The sequence below is a fragment of the Rhodococcus sp. SJ-3 genome (assembly GCF_051918125.1).
In the GTDB taxonomy this organism is placed as follows: domain Bacteria; phylum Actinomycetota; class Actinomycetes; order Mycobacteriales; family Mycobacteriaceae; genus Rhodococcus.
This window is the reverse complement of the sequence record NZ_CM123306.1, coordinates 4803153-4817623: the sequence shown is the minus strand read 5'-3', so window position 1 is coordinate 4817623 and position 14471 is coordinate 4803153. Positions and strand designations below refer to the sequence as shown.

General features: G+C 65.6%; 15 protein-coding genes. 5 read left to right on the top strand and 10 right to left on the bottom strand.

Going from position 1 to position 14471, the window contains the following annotated elements:
* Positions 1–14: 14 nt before the first annotated feature.
* The 5 genes from ACTDXD_RS22475 to ACTDXD_RS22455 form a co-directional block, all read right to left on the bottom strand.
* Positions 15–1082 (bottom strand): hypothetical protein, encoded by a 1068-nt coding sequence (locus ACTDXD_RS22475; protein WP_440124414.1) that lies wholly within the window; start codon positions 1080–1082, stop codon positions 15–17.
* Positions 1082–2545 (bottom strand): GTPase HflX, encoded by a 1464-nt coding sequence (gene hflX, locus ACTDXD_RS22470; RefSeq protein ID WP_440124413.1) that lies wholly within the window; start codon positions 2543–2545, stop codon positions 1082–1084. Before hflX ends, ACTDXD_RS22475 begins: the two co-directional genes overlap by 1 nt.
* Positions 2546–2618: 73 nt before the next feature.
* Positions 2619–3485, bottom strand: coding sequence for a diaminopimelate epimerase (dapF, locus tag ACTDXD_RS22465; RefSeq protein ID WP_440124412.1), 867 nt, complete (start codon positions 3483–3485; stop codon positions 2619–2621).
* 100 nt (positions 3486–3585) lie between these two features.
* Positions 3586–4512: a tRNA (adenosine(37)-N6)-dimethylallyltransferase MiaA gene (miaA, locus tag ACTDXD_RS22460; protein WP_440124411.1), complete on the bottom strand. Its 927-nt coding sequence runs from the start codon at positions 4510–4512 to the stop codon at positions 3586–3588.
* Entirely contained in the window at positions 4509–5231 is a 723-nt protein-coding gene (locus tag ACTDXD_RS22455) for a hypothetical protein (RefSeq protein WP_440124410.1), read from the bottom strand. The genes miaA and ACTDXD_RS22455 overlap by 4 nt, the downstream gene beginning before the upstream one ends.
* Positions 5232–5379: 148 nt before the next feature.
* On the opposite strand from ACTDXD_RS22455, the gene ACTDXD_RS22450 reads away from it, so the two are divergent.
* Positions 5380–6783, top strand: a complete 1404-nt coding sequence (locus ACTDXD_RS22450) for a DUF349 domain-containing protein (RefSeq protein WP_440124409.1) — start codon at positions 5380–5382, stop codon at positions 6781–6783.
* A gap of 82 nt (positions 6784–6865) precedes the next feature.
* On the opposite strand, the gene ACTDXD_RS22445 is transcribed toward ACTDXD_RS22450, so the two are convergent.
* Together ACTDXD_RS22445 and miaB are read right to left on the bottom strand one after the other, a co-directional pair.
* Positions 6866–7489, bottom strand: a complete 624-nt coding sequence (locus ACTDXD_RS22445) for an Rv2732c family membrane protein (protein ID WP_440124408.1) — start codon at positions 7487–7489, stop codon at positions 6866–6868.
* Entirely contained in the window at positions 7486–9015 is a 1530-nt protein-coding gene (miaB, locus tag ACTDXD_RS22440) for a tRNA (N6-isopentenyl adenosine(37)-C2)-methylthiotransferase MiaB (protein WP_440124407.1), read from the bottom strand. Before miaB ends, ACTDXD_RS22445 begins: the two co-directional genes overlap by 4 nt.
* A 235-nt stretch (positions 9016–9250) precedes the next feature.
* Here miaB and ACTDXD_RS22435 point away from each other — a divergent pair, with 235 nt between their 5' ends.
* The 4 genes from ACTDXD_RS22435 to ACTDXD_RS22420 all read left to right on the top strand — a co-directional run bounded on the left by ACTDXD_RS22435 (position 9251) and on the right by ACTDXD_RS22420 (position 12551).
* Positions 9251–9979: an amino acid ABC transporter ATP-binding protein gene (locus ACTDXD_RS22435; protein WP_440127756.1), complete on the top strand. Its 729-nt coding sequence runs from the start codon at positions 9251–9253 to the stop codon at positions 9977–9979.
* Between the two features lie 46 nt (positions 9980–10025).
* Entirely contained in the window at positions 10026–10859 is an 834-nt protein-coding gene (locus ACTDXD_RS22430; RefSeq protein WP_440124406.1) for a glutamate ABC transporter substrate-binding protein, read from the top strand.
* A 103-nt stretch (positions 10860–10962) separates the two neighbouring features.
* A complete protein-coding gene (locus ACTDXD_RS22425; protein ID WP_440124405.1) occupies positions 10963–11643 on the top strand; it encodes an amino acid ABC transporter permease in 681 nt (226 codons plus the stop codon).
* Positions 11640–12551: an amino acid ABC transporter permease gene (locus tag ACTDXD_RS22420; RefSeq protein WP_440124404.1), complete on the top strand. Its 912-nt coding sequence runs from the start codon at positions 11640–11642 to the stop codon at positions 12549–12551. The genes ACTDXD_RS22425 and ACTDXD_RS22420 overlap by 4 nt, the downstream gene beginning before the upstream one ends.
* A 12-nt stretch (positions 12552–12563) precedes the next feature.
* Here ACTDXD_RS22420 and ACTDXD_RS22415 read toward each other — a convergent pair whose 3' ends face one another.
* Genes ACTDXD_RS22415 through ACTDXD_RS22405 form a run of 3 tightly spaced genes read right to left on the bottom strand, consistent with a single transcriptional unit; the run spans position 12564 to position 14340 of the window.
* Positions 12564–13202: a regulatory protein RecX gene (locus ACTDXD_RS22415; protein WP_440124403.1), complete on the bottom strand. Its 639-nt coding sequence runs from the start codon at positions 13200–13202 to the stop codon at positions 12564–12566.
* On the bottom strand, positions 13189–13821 hold the full coding sequence (locus tag ACTDXD_RS22410) for a DUF459 domain-containing protein (protein ID WP_440124402.1): 633 nt from the start codon (positions 13819–13821) through the stop codon (positions 13189–13191). The genes ACTDXD_RS22415 and ACTDXD_RS22410 overlap by 14 nt, the downstream gene beginning before the upstream one ends.
* Before the next feature lie 33 nt (positions 13822–13854).
* Complete coding sequence (locus tag ACTDXD_RS22405; protein WP_440124401.1) at positions 13855–14340, bottom strand: hypothetical protein; 486 nt, start codon at positions 14338–14340, stop codon at positions 13855–13857.
* Positions 14341–14471 lie beyond the last annotated feature (131 nt).

Genomic DNA, 14471 nt, shown 5'->3' with positions numbered 1-14471 from the left:
ACGGCAGAGGTGATTCAGGCACGTCGCGTCCGTAGACGCCGCACGATCACGGCGCCAACCACCACGAGCACGGCAGCTGCTGCCGCGACTCCGATCGGCCCGGCGGCGTACGGGTCCGAGTTCGATTCTGTGTCCGACACCGTCTCCGCAGCGAAATGCTCGGTCACACCACGCCACACCCGGAGAGGAGGTCGCGCATCGGTAAGGGTGCCGCCCTGAACGACCGCTTCGGAGCCCGTCACCAGATCGCCTGCCGAGGTGAAGGCCACCGCCTCCCCCTGCGGTTCGTCGGGAACCGGGATTCGCAGCACTGGGCCCGCAATCAACGCTGCTACCAGGTCGGTGTCGGGCGCATGGAACAGGTAGATGTCCGTGTAGGTGCGGACCGCCGCGACAGTTCCGTCCGGGCTCACCGCACCACCGGTGATCAACGTGGACGACGCACCCGGAAGCGGTCCGCCGGGTGTGTCGGTAGGACCGAGAGCGAGCGACCCGGCCTTTTCCAGCGGTGTCGGTCCTGGTGTTGCGAGCTGCTCGAGTGCTCGACCGCGAACCGGCCGATAGATACCGCTCGCACCGAACAGCGTCTTGGTGACGATCACCGGCTCTCCGGTCGCCGATACCAGCACGGCCTCGGCGTCACGAGGACCGTCAGGGTAGGTCAAGCGGTGCAGATCACCGGCTCCGCTGGCGGGGTCGAGCGAGATCAGTGCCACCGTCTGTCGTGCGGAGGTGTTGTCGCCGATGTCCGCGAGCCACAGTCTGCCGTCGGGACCTGCCGTCATGTCTTCGATGTCATAGGGGTCGACTGGAACCGGGAACCGTTGCACCACTGCGCAATCCGGGTCGAGTTCGACCACTGACTCGTCGACACCCGCGTCGGGGGTCGCGAACAGCCGCCCACCGACCACGGCCAGGCCCGACAGCTCGTCGAGGGAGGGATCGTCCGGTGTGCACAGGTTTTCCGATGGAAAGTCCACGACGGGGATGTCCGCGGTGTCCGCCTCGGCGCGCGCCGCACCCGGCAGAACACAGGCGAGCGCGAGGACGGCGGCGACCCCGGCGCCGCGGAGCGGACTCATCAGACGGCGTACTCGTCCAACACGGAGGCGAGCGCCCGCGGAACTCTGGCATGCACGCGTGTTCCGTCCGCCTCGTGCGCGGAATGGAGGATCTGGCCGTCCGAGTGGATTCGGGACAACAGGTCGCCGCGGGTGTACGGCACAAGTACCTTTACCTCTACGTCCGGGTCCTCGAGCATGCGCCCGAGCCGCTCGCGCAGCTCGTCGATGCCCTCACCGGTATGCGCCGAGACGAACACCGAATCGGTCAGGAGCCCGCGGAGTTGGGTCAGGGTGACCGGATCGGCCGCATCGACCTTGTTGACAACGATCAATTCGGGCGGCGGCGGTCCGTCGGACTCACGTAATACGTCCGTCAGAACCTCGCGAACCGCTTTGATCTGTTCGGTCGGGAGCGGGTCGGATCCATCGACCACGTGCAGCAGAAGATCGGCATCGGCGACCTCCTCGAGGGTCGACCGGAATGCCTCGACGAGCTGAGTCGGCAGGTGACGTACGAATCCGACCGTGTCGGTCAGAACCAACTCCCGGCCGTCGGGTAGCGCTGCGCGTCGTGTCGTCGGGTCCAGGGTCGCGAACAGAGCGTTCTCCACCAGGACCCCGGAGCCGGTGAGCCGATTGAGCAGGCTCGATTTGCCTGCGTTGGTGTAGCCGACGATCGCGACGGACGGGACCCGGTTGCGCAGCCGGCGAGTCCGCTTCGTGTCTCGCGCTGCCTTCATCCCTTTGATCTCGCGGCGCAGCTTCGCCATCCGTTCACGGATCCGACGACGGTCGGTTTCGATCTTGGTTTCGCCGGGTCCGCGGAGTCCCACACCGCCGTTGCTACCGGCACGGCCACCTGCCTGACGGGACATCGACTCACCCCAGCCACGCAGTCGCGGCAACATGTACTCCATCTGCGCGAGGGAGACCTGCGCCTTGCCCTCACGTGAGGTCGCGTGCTGCGCGAAGATGTCGAGGATGAGCGCCGTCCGGTCGATGACCTTGACCTTGACTACCTTCTCCAGCGCTGTGAGCTGAGCAGGAGTGAGTTCGCCATCGCAGATCACGGTATCGGCACCGGTAGCGAGCACGATCTCGCGGAGCTCGTCGGCCTTACCCGAGCCGATATAGGTGGCGGCGTCCGGCTTGTCGCGGCGCTGCACCATCCCCTCGAGCACCTCGGAGCCGGCAGTTTCGGCAAGTGCGGCAAGTTCGGCGAGGCTCGCGTCGGCCTGAGCGGCGGTGCCTCCCGTCCATACGCCGACCAGCACAACCCGTTCGAGGCGAAGCTGTCGATATTCGACTTCGGTGATGTCTTCGAGTTCAGTGGACAGACCCGCAACGCGCCGAAGAGCGCTGCGGTCTTCGAGCTGCATCTCGCCCACCGATGGATCGTCGTGAGCCCAGCCTTCTGGCCCGTCGTATCCGGTGCGATCGGTGTCGTCTGTCGTGTTGCGAGTGCGCGATGTGTTCGTCATACAGGGTCCATCGTCCCACGAAGTCCGATTCGGTGCATTCGAGTTTTTCGGACGACCCCGTGAAGGTACGCGCTCACTCGAGCGAAGACCACCAGTCGTCGCTGATGGTGCCGTGCGCAACGAGCACCGAGGGCCCTCTCAACCAGGCATGCTCGTCCTCGATCCGCACCTCCACTGCACCGCCGGGAATCCGTACCCGGACGACACCGGCGTCGGCCCCGTCGTACCGCAGCGCCGCTGCGGCGGCCGCGACCGTGCCCGTTCCACACGAGCGTGTCTCGCCGACCCCCCGCTCGTGCACGCGCATCTGGACGGCTCCCGATTCGATCGGGGTCAGAAACTCGATGTTGACGCCTTGAGGGAAGAAGCCGGGGTCGTAACCGGGCGACGTGAGGTCGAGTGCGGCGAGGCTCGCGCCCGTGAGATTCGGATCGACACAGGCCAGATGCGGGTTTCCGACGTCGATGCCGATCCCCGGATACACGCGGCCATCGATCGTGGCGGACGACTCGCCGAGCTGTGCAACCCGTCCCATTTCCACGGTGACCTCGCCCCTGACCGCTCCGGCAGAGTGGACCCGCACGGGCTTGCCGCCGGCTCTCGATCCCACGACGAAGCTCTTCCGAGTTTCCAGCCTTTCCGCGGTGAGGTAGTGCGCGAAGACCCGCACCCCGTTGCCGCACATCTCGGCGATCGATCCGTCGGCGTTGCGGTAGTCCATGAACCAGTCGCCGGCGCTCGCCCCGTCGGGGACCGCATCGAGCAGACCCGACTCGACCAACGCTCCGGTGCGCGCTACACGTAAGACGCCGTCGGCTCCGAGACCGCGTCGTCGGTCGCACAGGGCCGTGATGCGGTCGGATGTGAGAGTCAGCCGGGCATCGGGATCGGGAAGGATGACGAAATCGTTCTCGGTGCCGTGACCTTTGCTGAACTCCATGCCGTCAACCTTAGCGAGAGCTTCGCTGTTCTCAGCTCCAGGAGTCGACGACTCGCAGCGCATCGGAGTCGACGACTCACAGTGCTTCGGAGTCGACGACTCACAACACTTCGGAGTCGACGACTCGCAGCGCATCGGCAGCCACATTCGGGTCGGCGCCGTCGAACCAGCGGATCCGATGATCGCGGCGAAACCATGAGCGCTGCCGACGGACGTACCGTCGGGTTCCGATGAAGGTCCGTTCCCGCGCATAGTCGAGGTCGCACTTCCCTTCCAGGTACTCGAGGACCTGGGAGTATCCAATCGCACGGGGTGCAGTCACGCCGTCGCGCAGTCCACGCGCGATCAGTGCATGTACCTCGTCGACGAGGCCGAGTTCGAACATGAGATCGGTGCGTTTCTCGATGCGCTCGTCCAGATCCGCCGTGTCGCGGTCGACGCCGAGGATGACCGTGCCCCAGCGTGGATCGCCGACGACCGGCTGTGATGCTGCAAAGGGAAGCCCGGTCAGCTCGACCACTTCCAGCGCACGGACCATGCGCCGCCCGTCCGTGGGCAGGATCGTGGCGGCCGCGGCAGGGTCGGCACGGCGCAAGGCTTCGTGCACTGCGGCCACTCCCCCGTCGGCGAGAACCGCTTCCCATTTCGCGCGGACGTCGGGGTCGGTCGCGGGGAACTGCCAGTCGTCGAGCAGGGACTGCACGTACATCATCGATCCGCCCACGACGATCGGCACCCGGCCCGACGCGAGGATGCGTTCGACGTCGGCGGTGGCGGCCTCCTGGTAGCGCGCGACCGTCGCAGTCTCTGTGACGTCGAGGACATCGAGTTGGTGGTGCGTGATCCCGCGTCGCTCGTCGACCGGAAGTTTCGCGGTGCCGATGTCCATCCCGCGGTACTGCTGCATCGCGTCGATGTTGACGATTTCACCCCCGACGGCCTCAGCGAGGTCCAGCCCGAGATCCGACTTACCCGTTGCGGTCGGACCTACCACGGCGATCGGACGACGATGTCCCGTCTTGCTCATGGACGCCATGCCCCCACGTGGTATCCCACACCGTAGGGTGCCGCGCTGTATTCGATCGTGGCCTCGGACGGAGGCTGGGCGAACGCCGCTGCCAGGACCTGCCATGCAGCACGACCTTCGAGTGCGATGTCCGCGCACAGTCCGGCGTCGAGCGCAGCCAGGATCTGGGGACTACCGGCCGCGAGGGCGTCGCCCAGACTCTGCTCGACTGCAGCAGACCTCTCGTCGAACGCGCCAGGAGCCTTGGATGTCAGGGTTGCAGCGCCGTCGGCGACGATGAGCAGCCCGCGCCGCGTGGCGCCTTCCTCGAGATGCGCTCGCAGTGTCTTGCCCAGCTGTGCGCACGCGCCTGGGTCGGTGTCGCGGGCGAGGACGTGTACCTCGGCGCGAACTTCCCGCGCTGTACGCTCGCGCAGCCATCCGGCGATCAACGCAGGAAGCGGCATGTCGACGTCCGGAGGCCCTGAGGCCGGAACCACTGCGGGACCGAGCTCAACCCGGACGTCGGCACCGAATCCGCGGAAGGTGCCGACGGCGTCGGACGGGACTTCCTCGCTCTCGGTCCCCGTACCCACCACGATCCACTCGTCGACGTCGCCGACCGCACGCGCCGCGGCGAGTACGGCGTGTCGCAACTCGTCGGCCTCGGGGGAATCGAGTCCGACCAATTCGGGCACGAGAAGAGGCGGGGAAGGCACGAACACCGCGGCAATCAACACATCGGCAACGGTAGTCGACCGGACCGGGAACCCCGCAGGCGCGCGACCTGTTTCAATAGGGGGCGGACGTGATCACGGATGCCGTGACCGGACCTGCGGTAAGCGATGCGATCAGGCAGCCGTGCCGCGCGGCAGAGATGAGGTAGCGATGACCGACCCGAACGCACAGGACCCGACGCCCGAGCAGGTGTCCGGCACACCGCCGCGTCCTGGTCCCCCGAAGCCGGGAGGCCCACGCCCCGGCGCGCCGAAGCCCGCCCCGACCGAGTCGGAACACGCCCCCAAGCCTCATCCGGTCCCTGGACAGACGCATCCGCACGCCCCTGCGGTACCGGCAAGCGACCCGAGCCGGTTCGGACGAGTCGACGATGACGGCACCGCGTGGGTTCTGACCGCCGACGGTGAGCGTTGCATCGGTTCGTGGCAAGCAGGCGACGCCGCCGAAGGCCTCGAGCATTTCGGTCGGCGTTACGACGATCTCGCCACCGAGGTCGCACTGTTGGAGACCCGTCTGACATCGGGCTCCGGTGACGTCAAGAAGACCCGTGCGGCGGCCGAAGCGATCCTCGAGTCGTTGCCGACCGCGGCGGTGATCGGCGACCTGGACGCGCTCTCGGCACGGCTCACGGGTGTGATCGAGGAGTCGGAGAAGGCAGCGGTCGTCCAGAAACAGGAGAAGGAGCAGCACCGCGCGGAATCCACTGCCCGCAAGGAAGCGCTGGCGGCCGAGGCCGAGGAGATCGGCGCCGACTCGACTCATTGGAAGGCCGCAGGCGATCGTCTGCGGGAGATCCTCGACGAGTGGAAGTCGATCCGCGGTGTCGACCGTAAGACCGACGACGTGCTGTGGCGCCGGTATTCGAAGGCACGAGAGGCCTTCAATCGTCGTCGCGGCGCTCACTTCGCCGAACTCGATCGTGAACGTGCCTCCTCGAAGACCAAGAAGGAAGAGCTGGTCGCACGCGCCGAAGCACTGCAGGACTCCACCGACTGGGGCGCCACCGCCGCAGCATTCCGGGATCTGCTTGCTGAGTGGAAGGCATCGGGGCGCGCCCCGCGCGAGGCCGACGACCAGCTGTGGAAGCGCTTCAAGGGCGCACAGGACGTCTTCTTCGCCGCGCGCAACGCCGCATCCGCGGAACGCGACGCCGAGTTCGAGGAGAACGCCCGCGCCAAGGAGACGCTGCTCGAGTCGGCGTCGAGCATCGACCCCGCGGCCGATCTGGAGGCCGCGCGTACCCGGCTTCGCGAACTTCAGGAACAGTGGGAGGCGATCGGCAAGGTTCCCCGCGACCGGATGCACGATCTCGAGGGTCGCCTCCGGGCGATCGAGAAGCGCGTCCGTGAAGCGTCCGACAGCGAGTGGCGTCGGACCGACCCCGAAGCCCTTGCCCGCGCTGCCCAGTTCCGCGAGCGGGTCCAGCAGTTCGAGGAACAAGCGGAGAAGGCACAGGCGAAGGGCCGCACCAAGGATGCCGACGCGGCGCTCGCCCAGGCCGCACAGTGGCGCGAGTGGGCGGAAGCTGCGGAAAGCGCCGTCGGCGAACGCTGACCGCACCTCCGAAACAAAGCGAGCCTCGTTCGTGCCGGCAGGATTTCCGGCCCGGACGGGGCTCGCGTCGTCTGTGAACGAACTACTTCAGGTGGCCGCCGAACATTCCCCGACGGTCGTCTTCTTCGGCAACACGCCGCAACTCGGCCTCGGCCTCGAGCTGCGCCGATGTACGGGACCAGACCACGCGGACCCAGTGGAAGGTCAGCACCATCACGGCGAGCCAGCCGAGGAACAGGCCGATTCCGGGGCCCGACGCGTCGGAGTCGACCGGAAGCGTCTGGCGTGACCACACCGTGAGCAACCCGAAGATGATCGACACCGCGGAGCCTGCAGCTGCGACCCACGCCAGAAACCATTTGCGGGTCACGAGCGCGAGAATCGAGGCGACCGCGCCGAACACGAGGACGAGCCACGTGAAGATGCGGGACGGAAGTGCGATCGATTCGGCTGTCGCGTCGGACGCGAACGAGAGCACCTCCCACCCATTGGCTGTACCGGCGTGCGGGAGACTCAACGACCCGAGTAGCACGAGCACCGCGACGGCGACGAACATCGCGCGGGCTCCGGGATCGATCTCACCCGCGATCCGGCGTTCGGCCGCTTCCAGGTCGGCGCGCGCCTCCCTGAGCCCGTGGTTGCTCAGGCGATCTGCTTCACCTCCTGCACCCCGGTCGATGTTCGGACTGTTCTTGCCCGTGGTCATGCGTTGCATCCCATCTGAGTCGGTAGGGGTTCAGGGGCACCGATGCTCGGCAGGCCGAGTCCCACACCGATCGGTTTCGTCTTGGGCAGGCGCCCCTGTTCGAAGTGGTCGCCCGCGCGGGTGCGGCGGTGAGTGAGGATCGGGGTGTCGGCCACGAGATGATGCGGCGCGGCATCGCTGACGACGATCGTGACGATGTCGCCGGGCCGCACCGCGGTGTCGATGTTGCCTTCGGGCCGGAAATGCACGAGTCGACCGTCGCGTGCGCGACCGCTCATCCGGGCGGTTTCGGCGTTCTTGCGACCTTCACCTGCCGCGACGAGCAGCTCGACCTCGGTACCGACGAGCTTGCAGTTCTCCTCCAGCGTGATGCTCTCCTGCAGCGCGATCAACCGCTCGTACCGTTCCTGCACGACGGCCTTCGGGAGCTGTTCGTCCATCTCGGCGGCGGGTGTGCCGGGGCGCTTGGAATACTGGAACGTGAAAGCGCTGGTGAAGCGAGCTTTCTCGACGACATCGAGGGTGTCCTGGAAGTCCTCTTCGGTCTCACCGGGGAATCCGACGATGATGTCGGTGGTGATGGCCGCGTGCGGCATCGCCGCACGGACTCGCTCGATGATGCCGAGAAACTTCTCCTTGCGGTACGAACGACGCATCGCACGCAGGACCCGGTCGCTACCGGACTGCAGCGGCATATGGAGTTGGGGGCAGACGTTGGGCGTCGACGCCATCGCTTCAATGACGTCGTCGGTGAACTCTGCGGGATGCGGCGAGGTGAACCGCACACGCTCGAGACCGTCGATGTCGCCGCACGCGCGGAGCAACGACGCGAATGCGCCGCGGTCGCGAGGCTGTTCCGGGTCGGCGAAGGACCGCCCGTACGAGTTGACGTTCTGCCCGAGCAGTGTCACCTCGAGAACGCCTTCGTCGACGAGTGCCTGCACTTCGGCAAGGATGTCGCCGGGCCGGCGGTCGACCTCTTTGCCACGCAGGGCAGGCACGATGCAGAAAGTGCACGTGTTGTTGCATCCGACCGAGATCGACACCCAGCCCGCATAGGGTGACTCACGCTTGGCAGGGAGTGTCGAGGGGAATGCTTCGAGCGACTCGAGGATCTCGACCTCGGCCTTGCGATTGTGCCGCGCGCGATCGAGGAGAGCAGGGAGATTACCGATGTTGTGTGTACCGAACACGACATCGACCCACGGTGCCTTCTTGACGACGGTGGCGCGATCCTTCTGCGCGAGACACCCCCCGACCGCGATCTGCATGTTCGGGTTCTCGTCCTTGACCGGCCTGAGATGGCTCAGATTGCCGTACAGCTTGTTGTCGGCGTTCTCGCGCACCGCGCACGTGTTGAAGACGACCAGGTCGGGCGCCGCACCTGCATCGGCGCGGGTGAATCCGGCGTCTTCCAGCAGGCCGGACAAACGCTCCGAATCGTGCACGTTCATCTGGCAGCCGTAGGTGCGGACCTCATAGGTTCGGGCACCTGTGTTCGGGGCAACATCGTCGATCAATGACACGTCTCAGGGTAGCTCACGAGAATAACCGACCGCCCCGGCGGTGACGGTGTCCGCCGCGCCGCACCGATGTCGAGGACGGCTACGGTCGGGCCTCGCCCCGCTGCCGCTGTAAAAGTTGAATGTCGATGGGACGAAATGTGGAGGTTCCGGACAGCGACCGCATAGGGTCTTGATCATGACATCAGCGGATGCGGGTTCGGTGAAGCCCTCGGAGGGATCGAGCAGCTCCACTCCGATGATCACGATGACGAACGTGAACAAGCACTTCGGTGCTCTGCACGTTCTCCAGGACATCGATATCGAGGTTCCGAGTGGCCAGGTGGTCATCGTGGTAGGTCCGTCGGGATCCGGGAAGTCCACCCTGTGCCGGACCATCAACCGGCTGGAACCGATCGACTCAGGTGAGATCCGGGTCGACGGCAAGGCCCTCCCGGCCGAAGGCAAAGCTTTGGCAGCGCTGCGGGCCGACGTCGGCATGGTGTTCCAGTCGTTCAACCTCTTCGCGCACAAGACGATCCTCGAGAATGTAATGCTGGGCCCACTCAAGGTCCGCAAGCAGAAGAAGGAGACCGCACGGGAGAACGCGCTGCGCTTGCTCGACCGTGTGGGCATCGCGAACCAGGCCGACAAGTACCCCGCACAGTTGTCCGGCGGTCAGCAGCAGCGCGTCGCGATCGCCCGCGCCCTGGCAATGAATCCGAAGGTGATGCTGTTCGATGAGCCCACCTCCGCGCTCGATCCCGAGATGGTCCAGGAGGTTCTCGACGTGATGACCTCACTCGCCAAGGAGGGGATGACGATGGTCGTCGTCACCCACGAGATGGGCTTCGCCCGCAAGGCCGGAGACCGGGTGTTGTTCATGGCCGACGGCCGCATCGTCGAAGACACCGACCCCACCACCTTCTTCACCTCTCCGTCATCCGATCGGGCCAAGGATTTCCTCGGCAAGATCCTGAGCCATTAGCCCTGTTCACGACAGCCCGATCGAACACCACAACCGGAGGTACTCGATGAAAATGTCTCGCTCGATCCGCCTGGGCATCGGCGTGATCGCCGTCGCCCTCGCCGCAACAGCGTGTGGCGGCGACGAATCTCGTAGTGTCACATCCTCGGCCGAGAACGGCAGCCTCGTGGTGGGTATCAAGTTCGACCAGCCCGGACTCGGCCTCCGCAACCCCGACGGCACCTTCAGCGGGTTCGATGTCGAGGTGGCCAAGTACGTGGCAGGACAGCTCGGCGTGCCCGAGGAGAACATCGAGTTCAAGGAGTCGCCGTCGGCTCAGCGCGAAACGCTGATCCAGAACGGCGAGGTCGACTACATCGTCGCAACCTATTCGATCACCGATTCTCGCAAGGAAAAGGTCGATTTCGCAGGTCCTTACTTCATCGCGGGCCAGTCGCTGCTGGTGCGCGCCGATGACACCGAGATCACCGGCCCGGAATCGCTCAGCGGCGGCAAGCGCCTGTGTTCGGTGACGGGGTCGACGCCCGCACAGAACGTCAAGGACACCTATGCGCAGGATGTGCAGTTACAGGAGTTCGACACCTACTCCGCATGTGTCGAAGCTCTGCGCAACGGCGCGGTCGATGCGGTGACCACCGACGACATCATCCTCGCCGGTTACGCAGCCCAGAGTCCCGGATCCTTCAAGGTGGTCGGTGAACCGTTCACCGAGGAGCGGTACGGCATCGGCCTGGCCAAGGGCGACGACGCTTCGCGAACTGCCATCAACGATGCAATCCAGGAGATGATCGACAGCGGAGCCTGGGCGGAGGCCTTCGAGGCAACCGTCGGCGCGTCCGGATACCCGCTGCCGGAACCGCCGACCGTCGATCGGTACTGATCCGACGCAGCGTTCGAGGTACGAACGGCCGGTTCGTGACGGGTTCACGGACCGGCCGGTTCTGCCCCCCAGTGTCCCGTCCCCTCGATCCCGGAGTTGACCTGTGGATCTGTTCAGCAAGTACGGAAGTCAGCTGCTCGAAGCGTTCTGGACGACGATCCAGCTGACGGTATTGTCCGCTATCGGTTCGCTGATCCTCGGAACGATCCTCGCGGCCATGCGGGTGTCCCCGATCCCTGTCGCCCGGGCGGTCGGAACGGTGTATGTGACCATCTTCCGAAACACACCACTGACCCTGATCATCATCTTCTGCCTGTTCGGACTGTCACAGACTCTCCAGATCCATCTCGCACCGCAGTCGTCTCCGACATTCTTGGTGGACAACAACTTCCGTCTCGCGGTCCTCGGCTTGACCGTCTACACCGCCGCCTTCGTGTGCGAGTCTCTGCGCTCCGGAATCAACACCGTCCACCTCGGGCAGTCCGAAGCAGGCCGCTCCCTTGGCTTGACGTTCGGCCAGAACCTCCGGTTCATCGTGCTGCCGCAGGCTTTCCGCGCGGTCATCGCACCTCTGGGTTCCGTACTCATCGCCCTCACCAAGAACTCGACAATCGCGTCGGTGATCGGTGTAGCGGAGGCGTCGCTGCTGATGAAGACGATGATCGAGAACGAGGCGGCCATCTTTGTCATCGGTGGGATCTTCGCCGTGGGCTTCGTGATCCTGACCCTCCCGACCGGCCTGCTGTTCGGCTGGCTCAGCAAGCGATTCGAGGTAGCGCGATGAGTTCGGAAGGCACTGTTCTCTACGACGCTCCCGGCCCGAAGGCCCGCGCGCTCTACCGCGTGCTGTCGGTCCTCGTGGGCATCGTTCTCGTCATCATCGCATACGTGGTGTACCGCGCCCTGGATTCGCAAGGGCAGCTCACCGCAGCGAAATGGGACCCGTTCCTCGAGTCGTCGAGCTGGACGACGTACCTGATCCCCGGTATCCGGGGCACGCTGATTGCCGCCGCCCTGTCGATCGTGCTGGCCTTGGTATTGGGGGCGGTTCTGGGCATCGGCCGACTGTCGGAGCATCGTTCCATTCGGATGGTGTCCGGGTTCATCGTCGAGCTGTTCCGCGCGATCCCCGTCCTCATCCTGATGATCTTCGCGTACCAGGTGTTCGCGGAGTATCGACTGTTCAAGTCCGACTACCTTGCGCTCGCCGCGGTCGTGACCGGTCTGACGCTCTACAACGGGTCCGTGATCGCCGAGATCGTGCGCGCAGGCATCAACTCACTCCCGAAGGGCCAGACCGAAGCGGCCTCTGCCATCGGTCTACGCAAGGGCCAGACCATGCGTCTGATTCTCCTGCCGCAGGCCGTGACGGTAATGCTGCCTGCGATCGTGTCGCAGATGGTGATCGCGCTCAAGGACTCGGCACTCGGCTACCTCATCGGCTACGTCGAAGTGGTGCGGTCGGGGCAGCAGCTCGGTGCCTACTTCCAGAACTACCTTCCGTCGCTGCTGGTGGTAGCCGCCATCATGATCATCCTCAACAGCGCTCTGACGCGCTTCGCAACATGGCTCGAGAAGCGGTTGCGGTCCAGCAGGCGCCGGGGTTCGACCACCGACGGTGAGCCGGATGCCCCGGTGCCCGTGACGGCAGTACCCGGGATGGACATCACCGGTCCCCGCTCGGTGAGGTGACGAGCGGATAGTTCAGTCGAGCGGTTCGCCAGTATCGACTTCGAAAGCCGTCACTTCGTCGCGAACCACATCGAAGGCCATCCCCTGCGCGTAGCCGCGACGGGCAAGCATCCCGACGAGGCGTCGAACCAGCTTGTCGCGTTCGGTCGCGATCTCACGCCGGTCGCCCTCCGTGGGCAACGGCGCCTGGGTGCGGAGTTTCTTTCTGACCAGTTCTACGGCCCGTTCGCGTTCTGAATCACTGTCGATCGTGTCGAGGGCATCGGCCGCGTCCTGCTGGTCGATGCCCTTGCGGCGCAACTCCAGTGCTATCGCACGCTTGCCTTTCCCCGAGTACAGGTGCCGAGAGCGCACCCACTGCTGGGCGAAGTCTGCGTCGTCGATCAACCCGGCCTCGGTGAGGCGATCGAGGGTGCGCTCGGAGATCTCCGCTGTAAAGCCCTTCTGCTCGAGTTTGGTGGCGAGTTCGGAGCGACTCCGGGCCCTATCGGTGAGGAGCCTCAGACACACATCCTTGGCCTGTGCTTCGGTGCCGCCGCCAGGTTCGGGGCGGGCCCGACGCCGACGGCCACCGGGTGCGGTGCGCGCGTCGTTCTCGGATGGTCCGACATCTTCGGGATCGTCCATGATGAGAACCCTAGACGCGGCCACCGACCGAGTCGGCGGACGTCCCGAGCCAGGCGGTGATGTCCGCGCACACGAGGTCGGCGAGGTCCGTGTAACCTTGCGCACCTGGATGCGCACCATCGCCCCGATCTGCTTCCCTCATCCACGAAGTCGCGCCCACCAGATGCGAGAACGTGTGAAGGTAGGGCACCGTGTGCGCATGACACAGGGCAGCCAGTCGCTCGTCGAGCGCCGCTGTACGCGCGTTCTGCTGCTCGTCTGCAATCGGTGGTGGCCCGACCACGAGCGTGGGCCACCCGCGGGACGCCGCAACATCGAGGATCGCGGCCAGATTGGATTCGGACTCCGCTGGTTCGACGCGAAGTGTGCCGTTCTGCAAAGTCGTGTCGTTCACACCGAACGACACGATCATCCGGTTGTCGTACTCGCGGGAAAACCTGGCGAGCGCTTCGCTCGGCCAACGCGCCCGCACATCGGAAGACGTGTCGCGCCTGATACCGAGGTTGTAGACCGTGAGGTCGACGGGCAACTCGGCGAGTGCACGCTCCGCGACTCGACCCACCCAACCGCGATGCGCGGGGTCTCCGACCCCCGCGACGAAGGAATCACCGAAGACACACACCCGTAGGGGACGCACCGTCATTCCACAGATGCTGCCAGACGACCGGCGGTGCGCTCAGGGGACGAACACTTCGAGCGGTGCCGCTCCGATGTGGTGCAGACTCGTCGTGCCGATGGTGAAGACGACCCGTCCTCGCCCCGTGTGGATCTCCAGGTATCCGCCCTCCTGAAGACTCGGTGCGAGCCCCCGCGAAGTGTGCGACATGGACGCGGGTACGGATCCCGAGGCACCGGTCTCGAGGTTGTGCCAGTTCACCAACGCGGTCACAGCGCACGTCGGCTTGCCTCCGCTCGCCGTACCGAGGTAGGGCGCGAACGTCATCGACACCAGCGCGGTGGCGGGACGATCGTGAGGTGATCGGATGGAGGTGGTGATCTGGCCGGCGCAAAGCGGATCATTGCCCTCGCCGAGGGTGTAGGTGTGGCCGGGGACGATCAGGTACTCGGTGTGGTCGGCGGCTGCAGTGCCGGTGGCACCGAACATGGCGGCGGCGCCCAGCCCGGCCAGCACCGCAATCCTTGCTGAAAGTCGTGTGGTCACAAGGCGTGACACTACTTTTCGAGACCGACCACCGCAGAGCTTGTCCGAACTGTCAGGGTTGCCCGGCCACGCCCTTGTATCGGATATGGACGGAGGCACAGACCCGCGGGGTCTGTGCCTCCGTCGATGTT

Coding starts and splice junctions, on each gene's coding strand:
- ACTDXD_RS22475 (WP_440124414.1), bottom strand. CDS start 1,082: ATGAGTCCGCTCCGCGGCGCCGGGGTCGCCGCCGTCCTCGCGCTCGCC.
- hflX (WP_440124413.1), bottom strand. CDS start 2,545: ATGACGAACACATCGCGCACTCGCAACACGACAGACGACACCGATCGC.
- dapF (WP_440124412.1), bottom strand. CDS start 3,485: ATGGAGTTCAGCAAAGGTCACGGCACCGAGAACGATTTCGTCATCCTT.
- miaA (WP_440124411.1), bottom strand. CDS start 4,512: ATGAGCAAGACGGGACATCGTCGTCCGATCGCCGTGGTAGGTCCGACC.
- ACTDXD_RS22450 (WP_440124409.1), top strand. CDS start 5,380: ATGACCGACCCGAACGCACAGGACCCGACGCCCGAGCAGGTGTCCGGC.
- ACTDXD_RS22445 (WP_440124408.1), bottom strand. CDS start 7,489: ATGACCACGGGCAAGAACAGTCCGAACATCGACCGGGGTGCAGGAGGT.
- ACTDXD_RS22435 (WP_440127756.1), top strand. CDS start 9,251: ATGATCACGATGACGAACGTGAACAAGCACTTCGGTGCTCTGCACGTT.
- ACTDXD_RS22430 (WP_440124406.1), top strand. CDS start 10,026: ATGAAAATGTCTCGCTCGATCCGCCTGGGCATCGGCGTGATCGCCGTC.
- ACTDXD_RS22420 (WP_440124404.1), top strand. CDS start 11,640: ATGAGTTCGGAAGGCACTGTTCTCTACGACGCTCCCGGCCCGAAGGCC.
- ACTDXD_RS22410 (WP_440124402.1), bottom strand. CDS start 13,821: ATGACGGTGCGTCCCCTACGGGTGTGTGTCTTCGGTGATTCCTTCGTC.